Genomic DNA, 15,928 nt, shown 5'->3' with positions numbered 1-15,928 from the left:
CAAGAGGTCGTGGTCAGTCCGCGCGCAGAGCGCGGACTTCAAAGAGGGGGGACCACTCCGGGTGCTCGGCCAGCAGGAGCCGGACGTACCGGGAGCGGTAGTCGTTGTTCAGCGCGAACTCGTCACCCCGGGTCGCCGCGCCGTACTGGTAGCGCAGGAGCTCGAAGAGCATCCCGATGCCGATGCGGCCGAACCCCTTTTCCGCGCAGTCGGCGGTCATCCGGGCCAGCGCCCTGAGAACCCAGGGGTTGAGTACGTGGAACGCCTCGAACCGCTGCTGGATGGTCAGGTCGCCGACGTCGGCGGGGTGGCGAACGGGCTGGATGGTGCCGAACAACGGCGGCTGGTCGATCAGCAAGGCTCTCCCCCTCAGAGATAGTACGAACACCCTGGAGTGTTGGAATCTATCTCTGGGCAAGAGGAATGTCGATCGACGACGCCGTCGGACCACGCCCGGCAGCCCTCTGCAATTCCGCATCTCACCCCCAGTCGAACGATGCGCACCCTCTCTGGATACGCTTCTATTCTATATGCAAATAGGGGTTAGATCAAGAACAAGTCACCTACTGGACAAGCTAGTTGGGCGTTTGGTGCGCGGCCTTGCCGCGCGGCACGATCCTGGCGCCGGGACCTTCGTAGGTGCCGTCGCGGAGTGCAGCCAGAACCCGTTCGTCGACCACCCAGTCCACCCCGCGGGCTCCGGCCTGGAGCGCGGGCACATCTTCCACCACGGGCTCCAGGAGCCAAATCGGCGATCCGGACAGGGTGTAGTTGGCCGGACGGAAGCGGCCCGTACCGACGGCCTTCCTCAGCAGGGCCCCGGACGGCAACTGGAACAGCGACACCAGCTCGGCTTGCCCTACGAGCGGCGGAAGCTGGTCGACCTGCCCGACCCAGTAACCCGGGTCCTGCTCCTTGACCAGCGCGGCAAGCGCGACCTCGTTGACGTACTTCGTACGCGGGGTGGTCTGGCCGAAGCCCTTCACGAACTGGAGCAGCCAGTACGGCGACCCGCTGATGATCTTGGCGTGCTGGTAGCCGAGCGTGTGGTCACGGCTGATCCACTGGCTCACCTGGAGCCGCTTCACGTCGTACAGGCCGGCGAACTCAGCCCCGCCGGCCAGGTACGGCTTCCTCGCCGCTGGCCTCTGATCCTCTGCCACTTCATCGCCTCCCGCTCGCGGTACGTCTGCATATAGATTGTAACCAGTGCGGGAGCGGAGTCCGTATCCCCGGAAATCCCGGTAGTGTGGGGGCTTCCAAGAGGTCGAAGGCCCCCCGTCGCGAGACGGGGGGCCTTCTTCTTGCTTCTCGAGCGGCGCTCGCGTTCACGCCGTCGGCCCGGTCAGATCCTAGGCAGCGGAAGCTCCGAGCCCTCGTACTTCGGCGGTCGGGCGTAGCCGAGCAGCCAGCCGAAGCGCGGCGACACGTGCTCCTCGGCGAAGCGGAAGACGCCGTAGTACGCGAAAATCGCAACCGGGGTCAGGGCTCCGGCAACAGCGGTGGCATCGAGGTCAAGGCCGTGGCGGAGAGCGACCGCGACGAGCCAGCCGACTGCGGAAGGAACGCCGGTGCGCAGGAGCGAGGCGTAAAGGTTCATGGGAGTGGACTCCTTACTGGGGATGGGTTGCGACTAGCTGAAAAGCCGTCGCCAGGTTTCGGGCCCCGGGTAGCCGTCGGCGTCCGATCCGGTCCAGCCCTGGGCTCGCTGGAAGGCGGCGGTGTTCAGGCGATCGGCTTCGCCCCAGCTGCGGGAGGGGCCCACCCGGTAGTGGGAGCCGAATCCACGGGCCACGAGCCGTCGGCCGAGCAGCAGGATGCTGTCGTTGGTCTGGCCGATCCGGAAGGTCCCCGTTCCGGGGAACACGGGCGCTGCCGGCGGCGAGGGCTTGGGCGGGGCGGGCTGGTCGACAAGCCGGTGCAGCGAGACGATTCCCGGCACGCCGTCCGCGTCTTTGCCGGAGAGGCCGATGGATCGCTGGTAGTCCGCATAGGCAAGGGTGTCTGCGTCCGACCAGTCCGGACCTGGGCCCACCTTGTAGTGGCTCCCGAATCCACGGGCGACGAGCGCCCGGCCGACAGCGGTGACGTGATTGCCGTGGGCGCCGAATCCGTAAGTCAGGCCGTCGATGGTGACCTGGTGGCGTGGGGGAGTGGCGGTGTCGGCGGAGCCGTACGAGGGGCGGCCGAACCCGACGATGGTCCCCGCGGTGCGGACACGGCGCGCGACGCAGTTGGAGGTGTTCGCCTCGATCGTGTAGACATAGCCGCCGCTGACACCGGTGGCCACGCCAACGTGGTCGATGGCCGCGATGCTGTCGCTTCCATCCCAGTCGAAGAAGACGATGTCACCCCGCCTGATGCCGTCGGTGTCGACGTGCCACTCGCCCGCATCCTTGAACCGCTGGGCATGCGAGACGGTGTAGGCGTAGTCGGTCCCGTGGCAGACGGCCTGGAACTCGTTGGCGTGACGCGCCCAGTACGTGACGCCTTCGTCGCACCAGGGCGCGTCGGCGTATTCGCGTCCGTTGCGCGAGGCGTAGTCGTTGGAGATGTAGTTGGGTCGGCCCGACAGGCCAAGGCTCTTCTCCGCCTCCGCGATCATCCCGTCGAGGCTCATACGGCATCCCCGGTGGGGCCACCGTAGATGCCGTCAGCGTTCGGCTCCCCGAAGAGCTGTCGGAGGAGGTCCTCCTCGTTGTCGACGGTCGGCCCGTTGATCGTGTTGCGGAGGATCGAGGCGTCCTGGTCCTGCGGTGCAGCGGTGGTGTCAGCCACGGCGCGTCCTGCTTCTCCCCCGCGCCTAAGTGGGTGATCCGGTTGTGCTTGGTGGGTTCTAGGGGCTGCCGCGAGCGGCCAGCCACAGCTGGACGACAGACAGCAGCAGTGGTGCGATGAAAGCGGAGATCACCAGACGGCGGTTGGCGGCGGTCTGCGCCTGGTCGTCCTCCCGGCTCCCCTTCACAGCCGAGAGGTCTCGTTCCAACGCGTCGAGGCGCTGGCCGGTAGCTCGCTGATCAGCGCGATACACGTCGACGGTGACCACCTGGTCCAAGCGGGTAGCAAGCGCAGCGATGTCTCCGCGCAGATCATCACGCAGCTGCGCGATATCGTCTCGCTGGTCTTCACGAAGCTGAACGACGGCGCGATGAAGCTCCCACAGAGTGGGCTCGGCGCTCGGCGGGAGCGTCACCGCGGTCTCCTCTAGCGGTTGGTGGCCCCGCGCCACGTTCTTCATCCTAAAGGAGCTGACGGAAGGGCCACATCGCGACAGGATGGCCCCGCGCAGGCTCGACGAATAGAGGTTCCCCGAAGAGGCCGCGGGTCAGTCGATGGGGAATCTGATGACCCCAAGGTCCAGGTAGCCGTTCCCAGCAGCGAGAGCGGTCGTTGCAGCAGCGGTGAGGCTAGCCAATGCCACAGTCCCGGAAGGGCTGATGTTGACGGTCAGAGCCGCCCCGTTGTTGGGAACGATGACCGCGAACTGCTGGATATATGTGAGGGGCCTGGCCCCCGGCGGAAGGGTGACGAGCACTTCGCCGGTGGCGGGGGTGGTCTTGGCGGTGCGCTTGCACAGACCTCGTAGACCCACCGTCCGGTCGGGGTAGATCTTGTGAGCCACCAGGTCGTAGCCGCTGCCCCAGTTTCCCCAACCCGTTCCGAACGTGATCGGCTCCCAGCTCTCGTGGCCTGTGCGTGCGATCCAGCCGTCTTTGTCGACGACCAGGTTGGCGTTCAACAGCAGCGATTCCCAAGCGCCGTTCTTCGCGCCGATGATTTCGTTGCCGCCGATGCGGACGTGGGAGAAGTATCGGTTGCTGGCGATGAAGTTCCAGTCGCCGGTAGGGGTGACCTGCGCGCACGTCGAGCCGATCTCGACACTGCTGCCGACGTTGAGTTCGTAGCGAACACTGAGGTCGCCGCCGGCATAGACGGATTCCGCATTGAGATCGATGTGGGCCGACTGCGAGTCGGACCACAGTTCAGCGGATGCCATGGGCCATGGCGTGCCGGCGGAGAAGGCGGATACCTGGCCTGGCGGGGGTGCCGGGTCGACGACCTCGGCGGACATCAGTGTCAGGCGGCTGGCATTGGTCGCGGCGTCGTAGGTGGCGTAGGCCGCCGCTGGCGCCCGCTCCTGGGGTGACCCGGAGAAGAGGCGGACGCGTCCGGAGGCGAGCTGCTGGTCGCTTCCCGGAACAGAGGTGATCTCGACGCGACTCCCGCTGGTGGCTGTGCGCAGTGTCGCGCCGTTGATCTCCACGCCCGTGAGGACGCCACCGGTGATGGTCTTGCCCACAATGGCGTCGGCCGCGAGGAGTTCGGCGGTGATGGCCCCGGCCTGGAGATCGGCCGTGGCGGCGCGACGCGGCGTTCCGGCCACCGCGGCCGTGGCAGGCCCGGCAACGCCGGCGGCGGTCCGAGCACGCAGACGCACCCACCACTGTGTATAGGGCAGCGGCGCGGTGACCGTGCCACCCTGCGGCGTCTCGATGGTGTCGCGCAGCGTTCCCTGATCCGCTACGAAGTGCTCCTCGGCGCCGATGTGGACTTCGACGCGTGACCAGTCCAGCGGGGTGGGATCCGTCATCTCCCACGTCCCGTCCCACGCGATGGTCAGAGCGGCGAGCGCAGGCTGAACTTCGGGCAGGGATGGCATGGGCGGGGCCGGTCCGTTGGTGACATTGATGCCGGTAGTGCCGTCGGCCTGCTGGCCGATAACAGCTCGAAGGCTCCCGTTGCTGTCGTACACCTGCACCGCGCCGTCCTCGATGGAGGAGTAGGCGAGCTGACTGGTTGAGGTCATGGAGGCGAGCCGCCTTTCCACGGCGGCAAGTCGGGCGGCGAGCTGGATGACGAGATCGGTCATGGTCAGGCTCCGTAAGTAAAACGATCAGTGCGGGCTAGTCGAACGGTGATCTGTTCCTGCTGGTCCCCGCTGGGCGGCTTCAATGTCCAGCCGGTGATGCGGCACCATCCTTCGTAGTTCGACCATTGGTCGTGAAGGCTCACCCGGACGTCGTCTCCGATCTGGAAGGAGCCGATCCGGGCGGCGGGGTGATCGCGTAGGACGATCTCGGTGACCTCGCCGAGGACCTGGCGGGCGGTGCTCTCGGTACGTGCCCGTGAGGCCAGCCGGTCGTTGGCTTTCTCCGAGGGCACTTCGAGCACGTGTTCCAGCCGGAGCCGTCCGTTGCGGGACGCGTCGATCGCACGTCGGCGGCTCCGGCCATCGCCTGCCCCCAGGCCAATGACCACCTGCGCGTATGCGTCGGCGTCGTAGACCACCGGGACGGTCTCGGCGACGTTGATGCCGGAGGTGAAGGTGATGTCGGCGCGACGGCTTCCGAGCCGCGGCCAGCCGACCTGGATGCTGCGGGTCGGAACATCGCCATCCCACGCGACGGTCTCGGTCCACTCTGGGCCGCCTTCCACGGCGATCATGTCGTCGATGACAGCCCCCAAGGGGCGGGTCTCCCACCAGGCCACTGCGTAAGGGTCGGCCGTTGTGCCGACGGTGGCAGTGCTTGCTGGCGCATCGACGGCCACGTGAAGGTTGCCGTCGGGCTGCTCCTGGCAGTACGCCCACACGTCCCGGATGACCTTGCAGGGGTCGGCTCGGACGTAGGGGCCCCGTCCGGCGAGGTTGCCGTGCACGTCATAGCGCCGCTGGGGGTAGGAGCCGAACCCGGCGGCCTCAATGCGCATCTGCTGGCCTTCGGGGTCCGCACGCCACACGATGCCGCCCCACAGCAAGGTGCGGTCTCGCTCCGCGAAAATCAGCGTGTTGCCGGGATCGAGCTGTGACAAGGCCAGGCCGGCGAGGCGGGGTTCGATGACCGCCGTGAGCGATCCCGGGCCGTTGAGCTCCGGGCCGAACTCCGCATCCGACAACGGCAGGTCCCAGGCCAACGCCTCGCCGGTCAGGGCATGACGGGTGAGGTACCGATAGGTGGCCATGATCAGATGACGCCTTCGGTGAACTCGACGTCGCAGATCAGGGAGGTCCCGCCGTCGACGCCGAAGTTTCCGGCCGCGCGCGGAGACGTGTAGGTCTGGAGGTAGAGGGGCTGCACTGTGCCGCGCATGACGGGATCGAGGGTCAGGTTGTCGGCCATGATCACGGTGCTCCTGCGGATACCGGTGCCCTGGTCGTCGTCGATCGTGGTGTCTTGCCCTTGAATCGTCCCGAAGACGTTCTGCATGTAGGCGAAGGCGAAGGAGGTGTCCATGCGCAGTGTGCTGACGGTGGTAAGGATCTTGGTATTCACCGCCCATTCAGGGACCGCTATGTTCCACCGCGCGGCTGCGGGCCAGTTGTGCCAGCGATCATCGTGGCTCGTCAGGCGGTCGAGCGCGCCCGGGAACGCCGTGAACAGCTCGCGCGTACGGCGAGGGTTCGCGATTTGCCTGAGATCACGAACCATCGAGTCGGTGATCGTTGCGGTGTTGGCCGGGATGTCGATCCGAGCGAGCACGATGGCCGTCATGCCAGCTGGAGTGGTCATGGTGGTCGCTGAGACGTTGGGCAGCACTTGGAAGTAGCCAATGTCGTCTGTGGCAGGGTTTCGGTTTCCCTCGTACTCCGGGTCTTCTATGCGCTGGATCAACAGGTCTGAACGGCTGGAGGCACCGGTCGGGGCAATGGGAACAACGGCGTCGCCGACGTTGTACTGGGTGTAGGAGCCCTGGCCCCAGTCTGCCCCCCTGATCACGGATGAGCCGTCGCCGACCCTGACGGCCGCGCCGGGGGTGGCGAGCTGGCGAACCTTGAGGTTGTTGCCTTCGGTGATTCCCTGGCTCCCGCGGGCCAGGTCGCGGATCATCATCCTGAAGGCGCGGGCCGGGTGCGTGCCGCCGTGGGTGAGCATGGGCGGCTGGACGAGCGTCACAGTAAGTCCTTTCTCTACAGAGCGGTCCAGGCCGACCGCCAGGTCACGGCCAGACGCGAGGTGTTGGTGTAGTCGGAGGCGGTCCACCGAATCTCCGACCGGCCGGGCGGGATCTGAAAGAGGTCCAGTCGCGACGCCGACGACAGCGCGGAAGCGGCATTGCCGGACCCGTTGCGCAGGACCCAGCGGGTACCAGGCCGGGTCTCGATGTCGACGGTTTCTCCGGGCGCCAAGGACACGTCGAGGTCGAGGACCTGGCCGCTGTCCACGTGCAGGACGCGCGGATGGGTCACAGGTCCGGTGATGCGCAGGCTCGGCCAGGCTCCCGTGTTGCCCTCGTTTGTCACCCACCCAGGCCGCGTCGCCGGGCTGGCCACGCCCGTGGTGATCGGCGCCTTTACCGGAGCGGTGAAGCCCTCCCGGGTGGCAGACGAATCCAACGACAGGATGATGCCAAGAGCCGTGTCGGCATTGAAGCTCGGATCCAACGCGGTGAACTCCAAGTCCAGGGGAATCCAGCCGTGGATGACCCGGGCGGTGGTGACCGCCTCCGCCCGGCGGATTCGCCCGTACAGGCGTCGTGTTGGCCGTCCGGGCCAGCACAGGCGCAGCACCGCAAGCGAGCCAGCTGTGCGCCGAATCGCTGGGTTATCGGCAGCAGCCTCCAGGAGAGCCAACGAGTTCAGGGCTGACCTCGGCATCGCCAGGGGTACTGATCCCGGCCTCGATCCGAACCGACCGCGAGGCGTACAGGTCGACACCGGGGAACGCCCCGTCGTCGGACGGGTTCAGCACGTCCTGGGTCCGCAGCTCGGCGGCCCCCAGACCCTGGACATCGGAGACGATGAACGGCGTGCCAGGGCCGAGGACAACACCAGCGAAGTCGATCTGCCACAGGCTGAGATCGGTCATCAGATCCTCCCGCCGCGCTGAGCGTTGCGCAGGTGGCGCATGATCTCTCCGCCGAGCTGCTGTGCGGAGGAATCCCGGCTGCTCCCGGTGACGATGATGGGCATGTTCTCCACCAGGGACCTTGCCTGTTCGCGAACAACGACGACCTTCACGCCGCCGCCAGGCCGTGCGTCGACCAGGCGCAGGGGCGCGGAGGATTCGCCAGCGGTGAGCTGGTAGCCGAACCTGCCTGCGACGTCCTGGAGGACCGCGGTCGCGTTGCGCCGCTTCGCAGCCCCGAGCGGGATGTACGCCTCGCCGTGCGTCTCCGGCTCAGCGAACTTCACGATCCCGCCGGCAGAGGCGTACAAGCCCGGCGTGAGCACACCGCCGTTGGCGTAGGACAGGCCCTTGTTCGCGCGGGCGAGATCAGCCAGGAACCGGGTGCCCTTCGAGCCGAGGGCCGCCCGGATCCGGGTCAGAGCGAGGTTCGCGATCTCGATGATGTGGTCTTCGGACAGGCCCGTGGAGTCCGCAACCTGGTGCAGTCCGACCTTGCCGGAGGTCACCGCGCTGATGATCGCCACAAGGTCCGGGAGATCCTGGCCTTGCACCACCCCGTTCGCTGCGCGCGCCGCGGCGTTGGCGGTGCTCGCGGTCCGGCGATCACGCACTGCTTGGTCGGCGAGGTCAGCGGCGTCCTGGTCCCCCTGTTCGGCGAGAAGCTTCGCCAGATCGCTGTAACCGGTGGATGCCAGGGTCGCCAAGTTCTTCTCGAACGCCATCTGGTCCTGGACCGCCTTCTTGAGCTGCCCGGTGAAGGTTCCCAGCGATGCCTTTGACGCTGCCGCAAGCCCCCGCAGGTCAGCGGCCATCTGCCGTACGTAGCTGCCGGAACCGGTGGCCATCTTCCGGGTGAGAGCGATCCCGTCCTCACCCATGTCCGCCAGCGCGTCGGAGACATCCTGTCCCGCGCGCCGCGCCACCGTCGCGAGGTCTGAGCGCCAGCGGCGGGCTGTCGCCACCGACATGTGAAGCTTCCTGCCGAATGCGCCCAGGTCGAAGTTGCCCTTGCTGTCTCGGGCATCGCTGGCAATGCCCGACAGCGTGAACAGTTGCTGCGGCTTGTAGCTGACGCCGCTCAGGCCACCGCTCGCGTACCACTGTGCGTGGCCACCAAGGCGCCGAACGGTCTCCTCAGCGATGGCGCGGGAACGCGTTCGCTTCGACGCGGCCAGCGGGATGTACGCCTCACCCTGCGTCTCCGGCTCGGCCCATACGCGCCAGCTGCCCCCAGGAGCTATCTGGGCAACGTGCTCCTCGCGCCGAACGCCACCGCGTGCGAAGTAGTCGACCACTCCACCGGACGCGCGCGCCTGGACCATGTCCGGGATCCCGTTGCCGTCCTTGTCCCCAGGAATCGGCTGGAGCCGGGCGAAGAACGGGATGGTGACCGAGGCAGGTCTGTTGACGGTGACCGTGATGGTCTTCTCGCCCGGAATCCGCTGTACGGAGGCACCAATGCCGTCGAGCTGCGCCTTCACCGCCGCCATATCTCCGGACAAGAGGGCGGCAGTGAGAGCTTGAGCTGCGGCGCTGCCCTTCTTCTGGGCGACTGCGGCGATCAGGTCGAGCATTCCCGACCACTCGGCGTTGGACTGCTTTCCTGCCGTCTGGAACGCGGTCACCACGGCCGCCAGGTCCGGTGCTGGGATGGGCTGATCCGCCCCGAACAGAAAGGCCAGTTGATCACGTACGCCAGCCAGGTCACCGGTCAGAAACGCATGGGCCAGGGCCTGCGACTGCTCCTTGCCGAACCGCTCCGACACTGTGGTCAGGACGTTCATGCCCTGCCGTATCTGTCCTTCCAGGGCCTGCGGCAGCTTCTTGGCAGCCGTGGACAGGTCCGTCACCGTCATCTGTTGCAGAACCCGAGCAAGCTTGCCGGGATCGTTGGTCGCTGCGGCATCCGCCCAGGCGTCGGCGGTCATCTGGCCGTACTTCGCGGCGATCGCCGGAAGCTGCTCCAGACCTGCCCGGAACGCTGGCGTCGAACGGGCGGCGGACTCGGTGATGATGTTCTGCAACTCGTCCGCGACCTTGCCCTTGCCCTTCTTCAACTGGGCGACGAGCTCGGCGAGGATGGGCGCGGAGTCCACCCCCAGCGTTGAGAAGTGGTCGGCCAGATCCAGACGGCCCTGTGAAGCAAGCACGCCAAGGTTCTTCTGGAAGTCACGCTGCGCCACAAGCTGCTTGCGTAGCTCCGCGACGTAGTCGGCGAGCTTTGCCTTGCTGGCGTCCGCCGACCGGCCGGCCTTGCGGTTGGCTTCAGCGACGTTGTCCTGAGCGTCCTTCCACGCCTTCGCCGGGTCCACAATGGCGCGCAGGGCCTTGCCCATCGCCTCCATCTCGTCGGTGAACTGGACGGCTCCCTTCTTGTCGGTCGGCAGCATCTGCGTGATGTCCCACGCACCGGCGAGCTGCTTGCGGTTGGTCGCGATCTTGGAGTTGACGATGGCCATGTTGTTGGCCAGCTCGCTCTCCTGCCGGACGGCTGAATCCCACATCTTGTGCTGCTTGCTCAGGACGTCGGCCGCATCCTCGAGGTACGTGGCCTTGAATCCGGCCATGTTCTTGAAGTCGCTCGCCTGCTGGTCCAGGTCGCCCTTGAGCCGCTTGAACTTCTCACCCCCACTGGTGATTGCATCCAGCGCCTCCGCGATGTCAACCCCGGCGGTCTTGAGCTTCTTCACGTCATCGCTGTCGGTCAGCTGCTCGGTGAGCTTGCGCAGTCCTGCGCCCTGTTCACCCTCCTCGCGCTCCGAGCGCAGGGCGTCGACCAGCTGCTCGGTCGCGGCCTTTGCCTTTTGCTTTGACGCGGAGTACGCCGCGTAGATGCCGATGCCGATCGCCATAAGAGCGGTCAAGCCAGCCACCGCGATACCTGCACCGCTCAGGACCGCAGGCAGCATGGATCCACCCGCCCTCGCCGCCGCCAGCTCAGTCCGGAAGATTGTCAGCTGCGCGCCGAACTTCATGAACGCGGCCTTCGTGAGGAGGCCCACCGCCATCAGCGCCATGAGCCCGCCAGCCAGGGACTTGACTGGACCGGGCAGGTCGTTGATGGCCCCCGCCAGGACACCGAGGTACTCACCGAGCGTCTGGAGCGCCGGGAGAAGGGCGCGCGCCAGGTCGATTCCCAGTGCCGTGGCTTGGTTGCGGAAGATCTGCCACTGCCCAGAGGTCGTATCGAGCTGGATGTCGTAAGCCTTCTGGGTAGCCTGCGCGCGGTTGATCTCCATGGAGATGCCCGCGTACGTCGCGGCGTAGTTGTCCCCTTCAGCAGCACCCAGCGCGAGAGCGGCGCGGACTGCCCGAATGTCCCTGAGCAGCGGAACAATCGTTTCTGCGGTGCCGCCAGTAGCGTCGCGGATCTTCTGCATGACGACATACAGGCCGTCCTGCTGGAGCGCGGAGGCTGCCGACTCGTAGCCCATCTCCTTGAACAGGTCGCTGAGCTCCTGCGTCGGCTTCATCATCCGCGTCATCAGCATGTTCAAGGCGGTCGCGGACTCCGCCGCCGGGATACCGGCCAGGGTGATCGCGGCGAGGGCTGAGCTGAGGTCATCGAACTTCACGCCGGCCGCGGCCGCCATCGGCACTACGTCGCCCAGCTGCTGGGCCAGCTCCGAGAAGCTGATGACGCCGAAGTTGACCGTCTGGAACATGATGTCCATGACGTCGCTGGCCTGTGAGGCATCCATTCCGTACGCCTTCAGCACGCCCAGCAGGGCGCGGGCCCGCCGTCTCCGTGTCGGTCAGGCCGGCGGAGGCACCCTTTGCCGCGACGCGCAAGATCGTCATGGCGTCCGCGCCGTCGAAGCCAGTTGAGACGATCTGGTACAGGCCCTCGGCCAGCTGGCTGGCGGTCTGGGGCAGCTCCGTGGACAGGCGCACGATCTGATCGGTGAACGCCTCGATGTTGGTGCTGTTGATCTGCTTGGAGATTGTCATGACGTTCGCCATGTGCTTCTCAAGCTCGATGGCGTTCTTGGCGCCAAGCGCCAGCGCACCGCCGATCAACAATCCCGTCGTGGCGAATCCCGTTGCCATCGCCCGCCGGGTGCGCTCGGATCTGGCCGCAAGGGCATTGAGGTCACCGTTGAGCCTGGTGACTTGCCCGCCGAAGGCACGCACTTGCCCTCCGGCCGTGCGGAGGCCGGAGACCAGCCCGCCGACACCGGCGGTGATACTGACGTAGAGGCTGTAGGCGCCAGCCACCGGTCACGCGTCCTTCCGGGGCCGCAGCCCAATCTTGACCCCGCGCCCCTCCGGACCATCCGGCACCTGCTCTTGCTCCATCGCGATCAGCTCGCATCCCGGGCAGCGGTGCGATTCGGTGACGTAGGCGAACCGGTCACCGTCGGCTTCCTCCTGCCACTCCGCCGGACGGGTGCCGCAGCCGTCACACAGCGAGCGCGTGTAGGCGAGGAAGGCCAGAGCTTTCGACCGGTCCGCCGCCGACCAGCGGCCGTCACCGGCGCCCGTGAACTGCGAATGTGGGATGCCGTTCAGTTGGCACAGCTCCAGCTCCGCCCGGAATCCCGGATCGGCGGTCAGCCTTTTCCCAGGTCCGCCCGCATCGTCTGGTTCACCAGCAGCGGGACCGAGAACAGGGCCTTCGCTTCGCCGTCCGGCCACTCGTCCAGCAGTTCCTGCGCCTCGGCCACGGTCATGCCGGGAACCTCTGCGCCGGACGCGTCGCGCTCGATATGGCATGCCGCGATCAGGGCGGCCGGAAAGGTCTCGACGTTGTACTCCATGCCCTGGTCCGCCTGGGACTCTGTCGGCGGATGCTCCCGCAGCAACTGAGCCCATACCGGGCGGGGCAGCGCACGGAACGTCAGAGTGATCGTGACATCGCGCAGCGCGGCTTCAGCAGCCTCAAGCCGACTCTCGGCGACAAGCATCGCTGGCCGGGCGGCGATCCAATCCTCCCGCTCGTCCTCGACCACACCCTGCTCGACCGAATCGCTCGCAGCAGATGTACGGGCCTTCGCCAGCTCCAACGCGGCTTCTGTGACGGCTTGCTTGGCCGAAGCGTCGTCGCAGAGACGCAGCGACCGTTCAGGCAGTTCCCGGCCTTTGAGCCGGGCCATCTTCGCCGCCCAGTGCGCGTCGCGGGCAACAGCGGCGGCAGGCGGTGCGGGCTTCGTCGTCATCTGCTCGCGCCCCGAATCAGCCAGCGACAGCCGGAACGGGGGCATCGAGCGTCGGCACTGCTGTGATCCCGAAGGAGCACTTGAACTTGGCCGGCTCGCTGCTCGCCGAGTACGACGCGGAGCGCGAGCCGACGCGTACCGGGAAGATGTCCATGGAACGACTGGCCGGTACGTCGCCCTTGCGCAGGATGACGATGAAGCCCACGGTCCCCTTGGACAGCAACTGCTCGATGGTGTCGCTGACCTGATCCTCGTAAAACGTGAAGCTGCTGTTGTCGGCCTTGTCCTCGCCCGGAATGGTCGTGGCGAACGTAGATCCCATATCGGGGGTGTCGATAGGCGAATTTTCCAGCGCCCATCCCTCGATCTCGCTGATCGCCCCAGACAGTTCAGTGGCGTTGGCGACCGCCAGCTCGGTACGGATCGGGACGTTCGAGGCAGCGGCGATAGCCTTGAGGAAGAAGAACTTGGTGATGCCGCGGCGCATGAACCGCTGCTGCGTGATTGACACGCGACTCTCACTCTCCGGGGACCGGAGACCTGCACGGTATGGCAGGCCAGTCCCCAACAGATCAAGGGGAGTCGGCCCGTACCGAGGAGTCGGGCGTCCGCGTGAAGCCTCCGCGGTGAGGTACGGATCTAGCTGTTGAGCGTCGTAACGTCCAAAGCGAACCGCTGTACGTAACTGTATACGCCGCCAGCGACCGTCAAACCCTCCTCCTTGTCGAGCTCACGACCCATCACGGAATACCCAATGGGCGTGATCGGGTAGGCCGCTGGCCCCGCCGAACTCCGAGCCAGGACGGCGGAGCGGACCTTGTCCGCCATCCATTCCGCCTGCTCGGCCGTCGTCGCCACCGACGTGACCTGATAGAGGAGACGGGCATCTGCGGTGGCATCCCCGAACGGTGGGCCGGATGTGGTCGGGAAGCCCAGCGGGTACAGGACGCTGTAGGGCGTCGCCGCACCGGTCGGCAGGCTACTGGCGATCGGTGCCGTGCCGTATCCGCAACTGCGCCCCGTGCTGGCAGCGATCGTTGCTTGGAGGGCCAACGAAACGATGCGTCCCGAGACAGTCATTCCTCAGACACCGCTCTTCCGAGTGCGGCAAGGAATAGTGGCCTGATGCGCTCCACGGCGGGCCCAACGTGCGGGTACGGGGGCTGGTTGTAGATCCGACCGAGAGTATCGGGCCCAACGAATCCGAATTCGAGCCTCCGGGCTTGTGGTTTGTTCGTGCCCACAACGCCGGTCACAGACGCGCCGGTCATGGAAACTTCGTGCGTCCACGAACGTCGGTAGTCCCCTGTTGGCGCGTTCGGCCCCGGGCGCCCAGAGGCGTTCGCCTTGATCGCCGTCTCCAGCAGCATCACATGGTGCTGCACGATGCGGGCCACGGCCGGCAACGCCGCGGCGGCCCGTGCATCGAGCCGCGCGGCGATCACGGCCGCGTTCGAGGAGCTGCCGGAACGGGGGTTCAGGGGGGCGGGCATCTACGCGGACTCCTCTACCTGAAATCTTCCCCTCGCCCACTCCGCCAGTTGAGCCAGCATGGCCCGCGTCATCTCGTAGGGGCTTCCGTCCAGATCAGGTCGTGCCAGCGCGGCCTTCTGTAGCTCACCTGCATCAATCGCCGACAAGAATGCGGCGGCGGCGGGCCCAGGGTCCGGATCCACGCCGATCACGACACGGGAGTACCCGTCGAACTGCGTGGTCGATTGTGCCGAGGACAGCTGAAGTACGACTGTTGCTGCTTCTCCCGCCTGGTGATGCAGGGTGTATGCGGCGACTACCCCCGAAAGGTCATTCCCGTCTACGGATATCGCGGCTTTCGATCCGCGCGACTCGATGCGGACAGCGTGCTTCGTTTCACCACCGCTGATTGTCATTCTTCGACCATAGATCGACCTGGAGGTACCGCCGATTTTCCCTGCTCGCGCGAGGCGTGATGGGTGCGCCAAGCCGCCACGCGAGTTCAGGGAGGGGTGATTTCGTCGAGCCTGGTCACGCGGACAACCTCCACGGTGGATGCCTCCGAGGGGTCGAGAACCTGCCAGGTACGACCAGCCGTTGCTGCCGTCGCCGAAGCAGCAGCCGTCACCGCGACCTGGTCGTAGCGATCAGGCACTGGTGCGGCCAGCGGCGTAAGCAAGCGGTACCAAGAGACGGTGTCGTCGAGCCACTGACGACCGACGATGCCCTCTGCGGCGACCTGCCCGTGCCCGGACAGCACAGCGCCCCGCCCTTCATAGATCACTTGGGCGGGCGTCGGGCCAACCAGCCCCGTCAGCGGATCCAGGACAGGAGTTCCAGTTGGCCGCGATATCCGCACAGTGTCCACGAGAAGCTTCGCCTCAAGGTGCTGGCGCACCTCCTCTGGATCAACGCCGGTCGTCATGGCCCAGCCACCTGGGTGTTCTGATCCACCCATGTCGTTCTCACGATGCTCAGCGTGGACGTTTCCCCAATGTCGATCACACGCCAGGTCCGTCCCAAAGCTGCCGGATCGTCGGCGTCGACAACGGTCACGGTGTCCTCCCGTGATGCGACCGGGGCAGATAGCGGTGTCATGAGCCGGTAGCGGGAAGCGGTGTCGTCCACGTACGCCTGCCCTGCCAGATGCAGCACGACGGCTGGCCCGTTCGCGGGGAAGATCGCTCCCGGGCCTTCATAAACAGTGACCGGCGGACCGGGTTCGTACTGGCCAGTGTCCGGGTTGAAGACCGGCGTGCCAGGCCGGTAGATCCTGATCTTGTCGGTGAGGATCTTCTTTTCGACGATCGCGCTGACGGCCCCCAGGGTCAGCCCTTCAGTAGGCGCGCTCATGTGTTCGAGCGTAGCCGCGTGCAGCGGCAGGCCGAATTCCTTGCGCTTCTGCCCCCTGCCGCAGCTCGCGCCGTTTGACATGGACGGGTCTAGCGA

The 15,928-nt window shown here is 66.5% G+C and carries 19 protein-coding genes and 1 pseudogene; all 20 read right to left on the bottom strand.

The window, feature by feature from the left end; translation table 11 throughout:
• Nucleotides 1-13: 13 nt before the first annotated feature.
• The 20 genes and pseudogenes from M2266_RS11320 to M2266_RS11225 all read right to left on the bottom strand — a co-directional run bounded on the left by M2266_RS11320 (nucleotide 14) and on the right by M2266_RS11225 (nucleotide 15,913).
• Nucleotides 14-358 carry a hypothetical protein gene (locus tag M2266_RS11320; protein WP_277438079.1) on the bottom strand — a complete coding sequence of 115 codons (345 nt, stop codon included), beginning with the start codon at nucleotides 356-358 and terminating at the stop codon, nucleotides 14-16.
• A gap of 217 nt (nucleotides 359-575) precedes the next feature.
• Nucleotides 576-1,163 (bottom strand): hypothetical protein, encoded by a 588-nt coding sequence (locus M2266_RS11315; protein ID WP_277438078.1) that lies wholly within the window; start codon nucleotides 1,161-1,163, stop codon nucleotides 576-578.
• A 182-nt stretch (nucleotides 1,164-1,345) separates the two neighbouring features.
• Nucleotides 1,346-1,600, bottom strand: coding sequence for a hypothetical protein (locus M2266_RS11310; protein WP_277438077.1), 255 nt, complete (start codon nucleotides 1,598-1,600; stop codon nucleotides 1,346-1,348).
• A gap of 33 nt (nucleotides 1,601-1,633) precedes the next feature.
• Complete coding sequence (locus M2266_RS11305; protein ID WP_277438076.1) at nucleotides 1,634-2,620, bottom strand: peptidoglycan-binding protein; 987 nt, start codon at nucleotides 2,618-2,620, stop codon at nucleotides 1,634-1,636.
• Entirely contained in the window at nucleotides 2,617-2,778 is a 162-nt protein-coding gene (locus M2266_RS11300; RefSeq protein ID WP_277438075.1) for a hypothetical protein, read from the bottom strand. Before M2266_RS11300 ends, M2266_RS11305 begins: the two co-directional genes overlap by 4 nt.
• Nucleotides 2,779-2,836: 58 nt before the next feature.
• Nucleotides 2,837-3,193: a hypothetical protein gene (locus M2266_RS11295; protein WP_269287004.1), complete on the bottom strand. Its 357-nt coding sequence runs from the start codon at nucleotides 3,191-3,193 to the stop codon at nucleotides 2,837-2,839.
• A gap of 132 nt (nucleotides 3,194-3,325) precedes the next feature.
• Nucleotides 3,326-4,870 (bottom strand): hypothetical protein, encoded by a 1,545-nt coding sequence (locus tag M2266_RS11290; protein WP_277438074.1) that lies wholly within the window; start codon nucleotides 4,868-4,870, stop codon nucleotides 3,326-3,328.
• Between the two features lie 2 nt (nucleotides 4,871-4,872).
• Complete coding sequence (locus tag M2266_RS11285; protein ID WP_277438073.1) at nucleotides 4,873-5,961, bottom strand: hypothetical protein; 1,089 nt, start codon at nucleotides 5,959-5,961, stop codon at nucleotides 4,873-4,875.
• 2 nt (nucleotides 5,962-5,963) lie between these two features.
• Nucleotides 5,964-6,893 (bottom strand): hypothetical protein, encoded by a 930-nt coding sequence (locus tag M2266_RS11280; protein WP_277438072.1) that lies wholly within the window; start codon nucleotides 6,891-6,893, stop codon nucleotides 5,964-5,966.
• Between the two features lie 14 nt (nucleotides 6,894-6,907).
• Nucleotides 6,908-7,570, bottom strand: coding sequence for a phage tail domain-containing protein (locus M2266_RS11275; RefSeq protein ID WP_277438071.1), 663 nt, complete (start codon nucleotides 7,568-7,570; stop codon nucleotides 6,908-6,910).
• Nucleotides 7,542-7,805, bottom strand: a complete 264-nt coding sequence (locus M2266_RS11270; protein WP_277438070.1) for a hypothetical protein — start codon at nucleotides 7,803-7,805, stop codon at nucleotides 7,542-7,544. Before M2266_RS11270 ends, M2266_RS11275 begins: the two co-directional genes overlap by 29 nt.
• The gene (locus M2266_RS11265; RefSeq protein ID WP_277438069.1) at nucleotides 7,805-11,548 is read right to left on the bottom strand and encodes a phage tail tape measure protein; all 3,744 of its coding nucleotides are present in this window, start codon (nucleotides 11,546-11,548) and stop codon (nucleotides 7,805-7,807) included. The genes M2266_RS11270 and M2266_RS11265 overlap by 1 nt, the downstream gene beginning before the upstream one ends.
• A gap of 46 nt (nucleotides 11,549-11,594) precedes the next feature.
• Nucleotides 11,595-11,897, bottom strand: a pseudogene (locus M2266_RS11260) (phage tail tape measure protein); the annotation flags it as partial.
• A 503-nt stretch (nucleotides 11,898-12,400) separates the two neighbouring features.
• On the bottom strand, nucleotides 12,401-13,006 hold the full coding sequence (locus M2266_RS11255; protein ID WP_277438068.1) for a hypothetical protein: 606 nt from the start codon (nucleotides 13,004-13,006) through the stop codon (nucleotides 12,401-12,403).
• 16 nt (nucleotides 13,007-13,022) lie between these two features.
• Complete coding sequence (locus tag M2266_RS11250) at nucleotides 13,023-13,517, bottom strand: hypothetical protein (RefSeq protein ID WP_277438067.1); 495 nt, start codon at nucleotides 13,515-13,517, stop codon at nucleotides 13,023-13,025.
• A gap of 128 nt (nucleotides 13,518-13,645) precedes the next feature.
• A complete protein-coding gene (locus M2266_RS11245) occupies nucleotides 13,646-14,086 on the bottom strand; it encodes a hypothetical protein (RefSeq protein ID WP_277438066.1) in 441 nt (146 codons plus the stop codon).
• Nucleotides 14,083-14,499, bottom strand: coding sequence for an HK97 gp10 family phage protein (locus M2266_RS11240; RefSeq protein WP_277438065.1), 417 nt, complete (start codon nucleotides 14,497-14,499; stop codon nucleotides 14,083-14,085). The genes M2266_RS11245 and M2266_RS11240 overlap by 4 nt, the downstream gene beginning before the upstream one ends.
• Nucleotides 14,500-14,895 (bottom strand): hypothetical protein, encoded by a 396-nt coding sequence (locus M2266_RS11235; protein ID WP_277438064.1) that lies wholly within the window; start codon nucleotides 14,893-14,895, stop codon nucleotides 14,500-14,502. It lies immediately after the preceding gene.
• An 86-nt stretch (nucleotides 14,896-14,981) separates the two neighbouring features.
• Nucleotides 14,982-15,404, bottom strand: coding sequence for a DUF6093 family protein (locus tag M2266_RS11230; protein WP_269286980.1), 423 nt, complete (start codon nucleotides 15,402-15,404; stop codon nucleotides 14,982-14,984).
• The gene (locus M2266_RS11225) at nucleotides 15,401-15,913 is read right to left on the bottom strand and encodes a DUF6093 family protein (RefSeq protein ID WP_277438063.1); all 513 of its coding nucleotides are present in this window, start codon (nucleotides 15,911-15,913) and stop codon (nucleotides 15,401-15,403) included. Before M2266_RS11225 ends, M2266_RS11230 begins: the two co-directional genes overlap by 4 nt.
• Nucleotides 15,914-15,928: the final 15 nt, after the last annotated feature.

Origin of the sequence: Streptomyces sp. SPB162 (genome assembly GCF_029504575.1) — a bacterium.
Taxonomy (GTDB): domain Bacteria; phylum Actinomycetota; class Actinomycetes; order Streptomycetales; family Streptomycetaceae; genus Actinacidiphila.
This window is presented reverse-complemented; position numbering and strand designations above follow the sequence as displayed.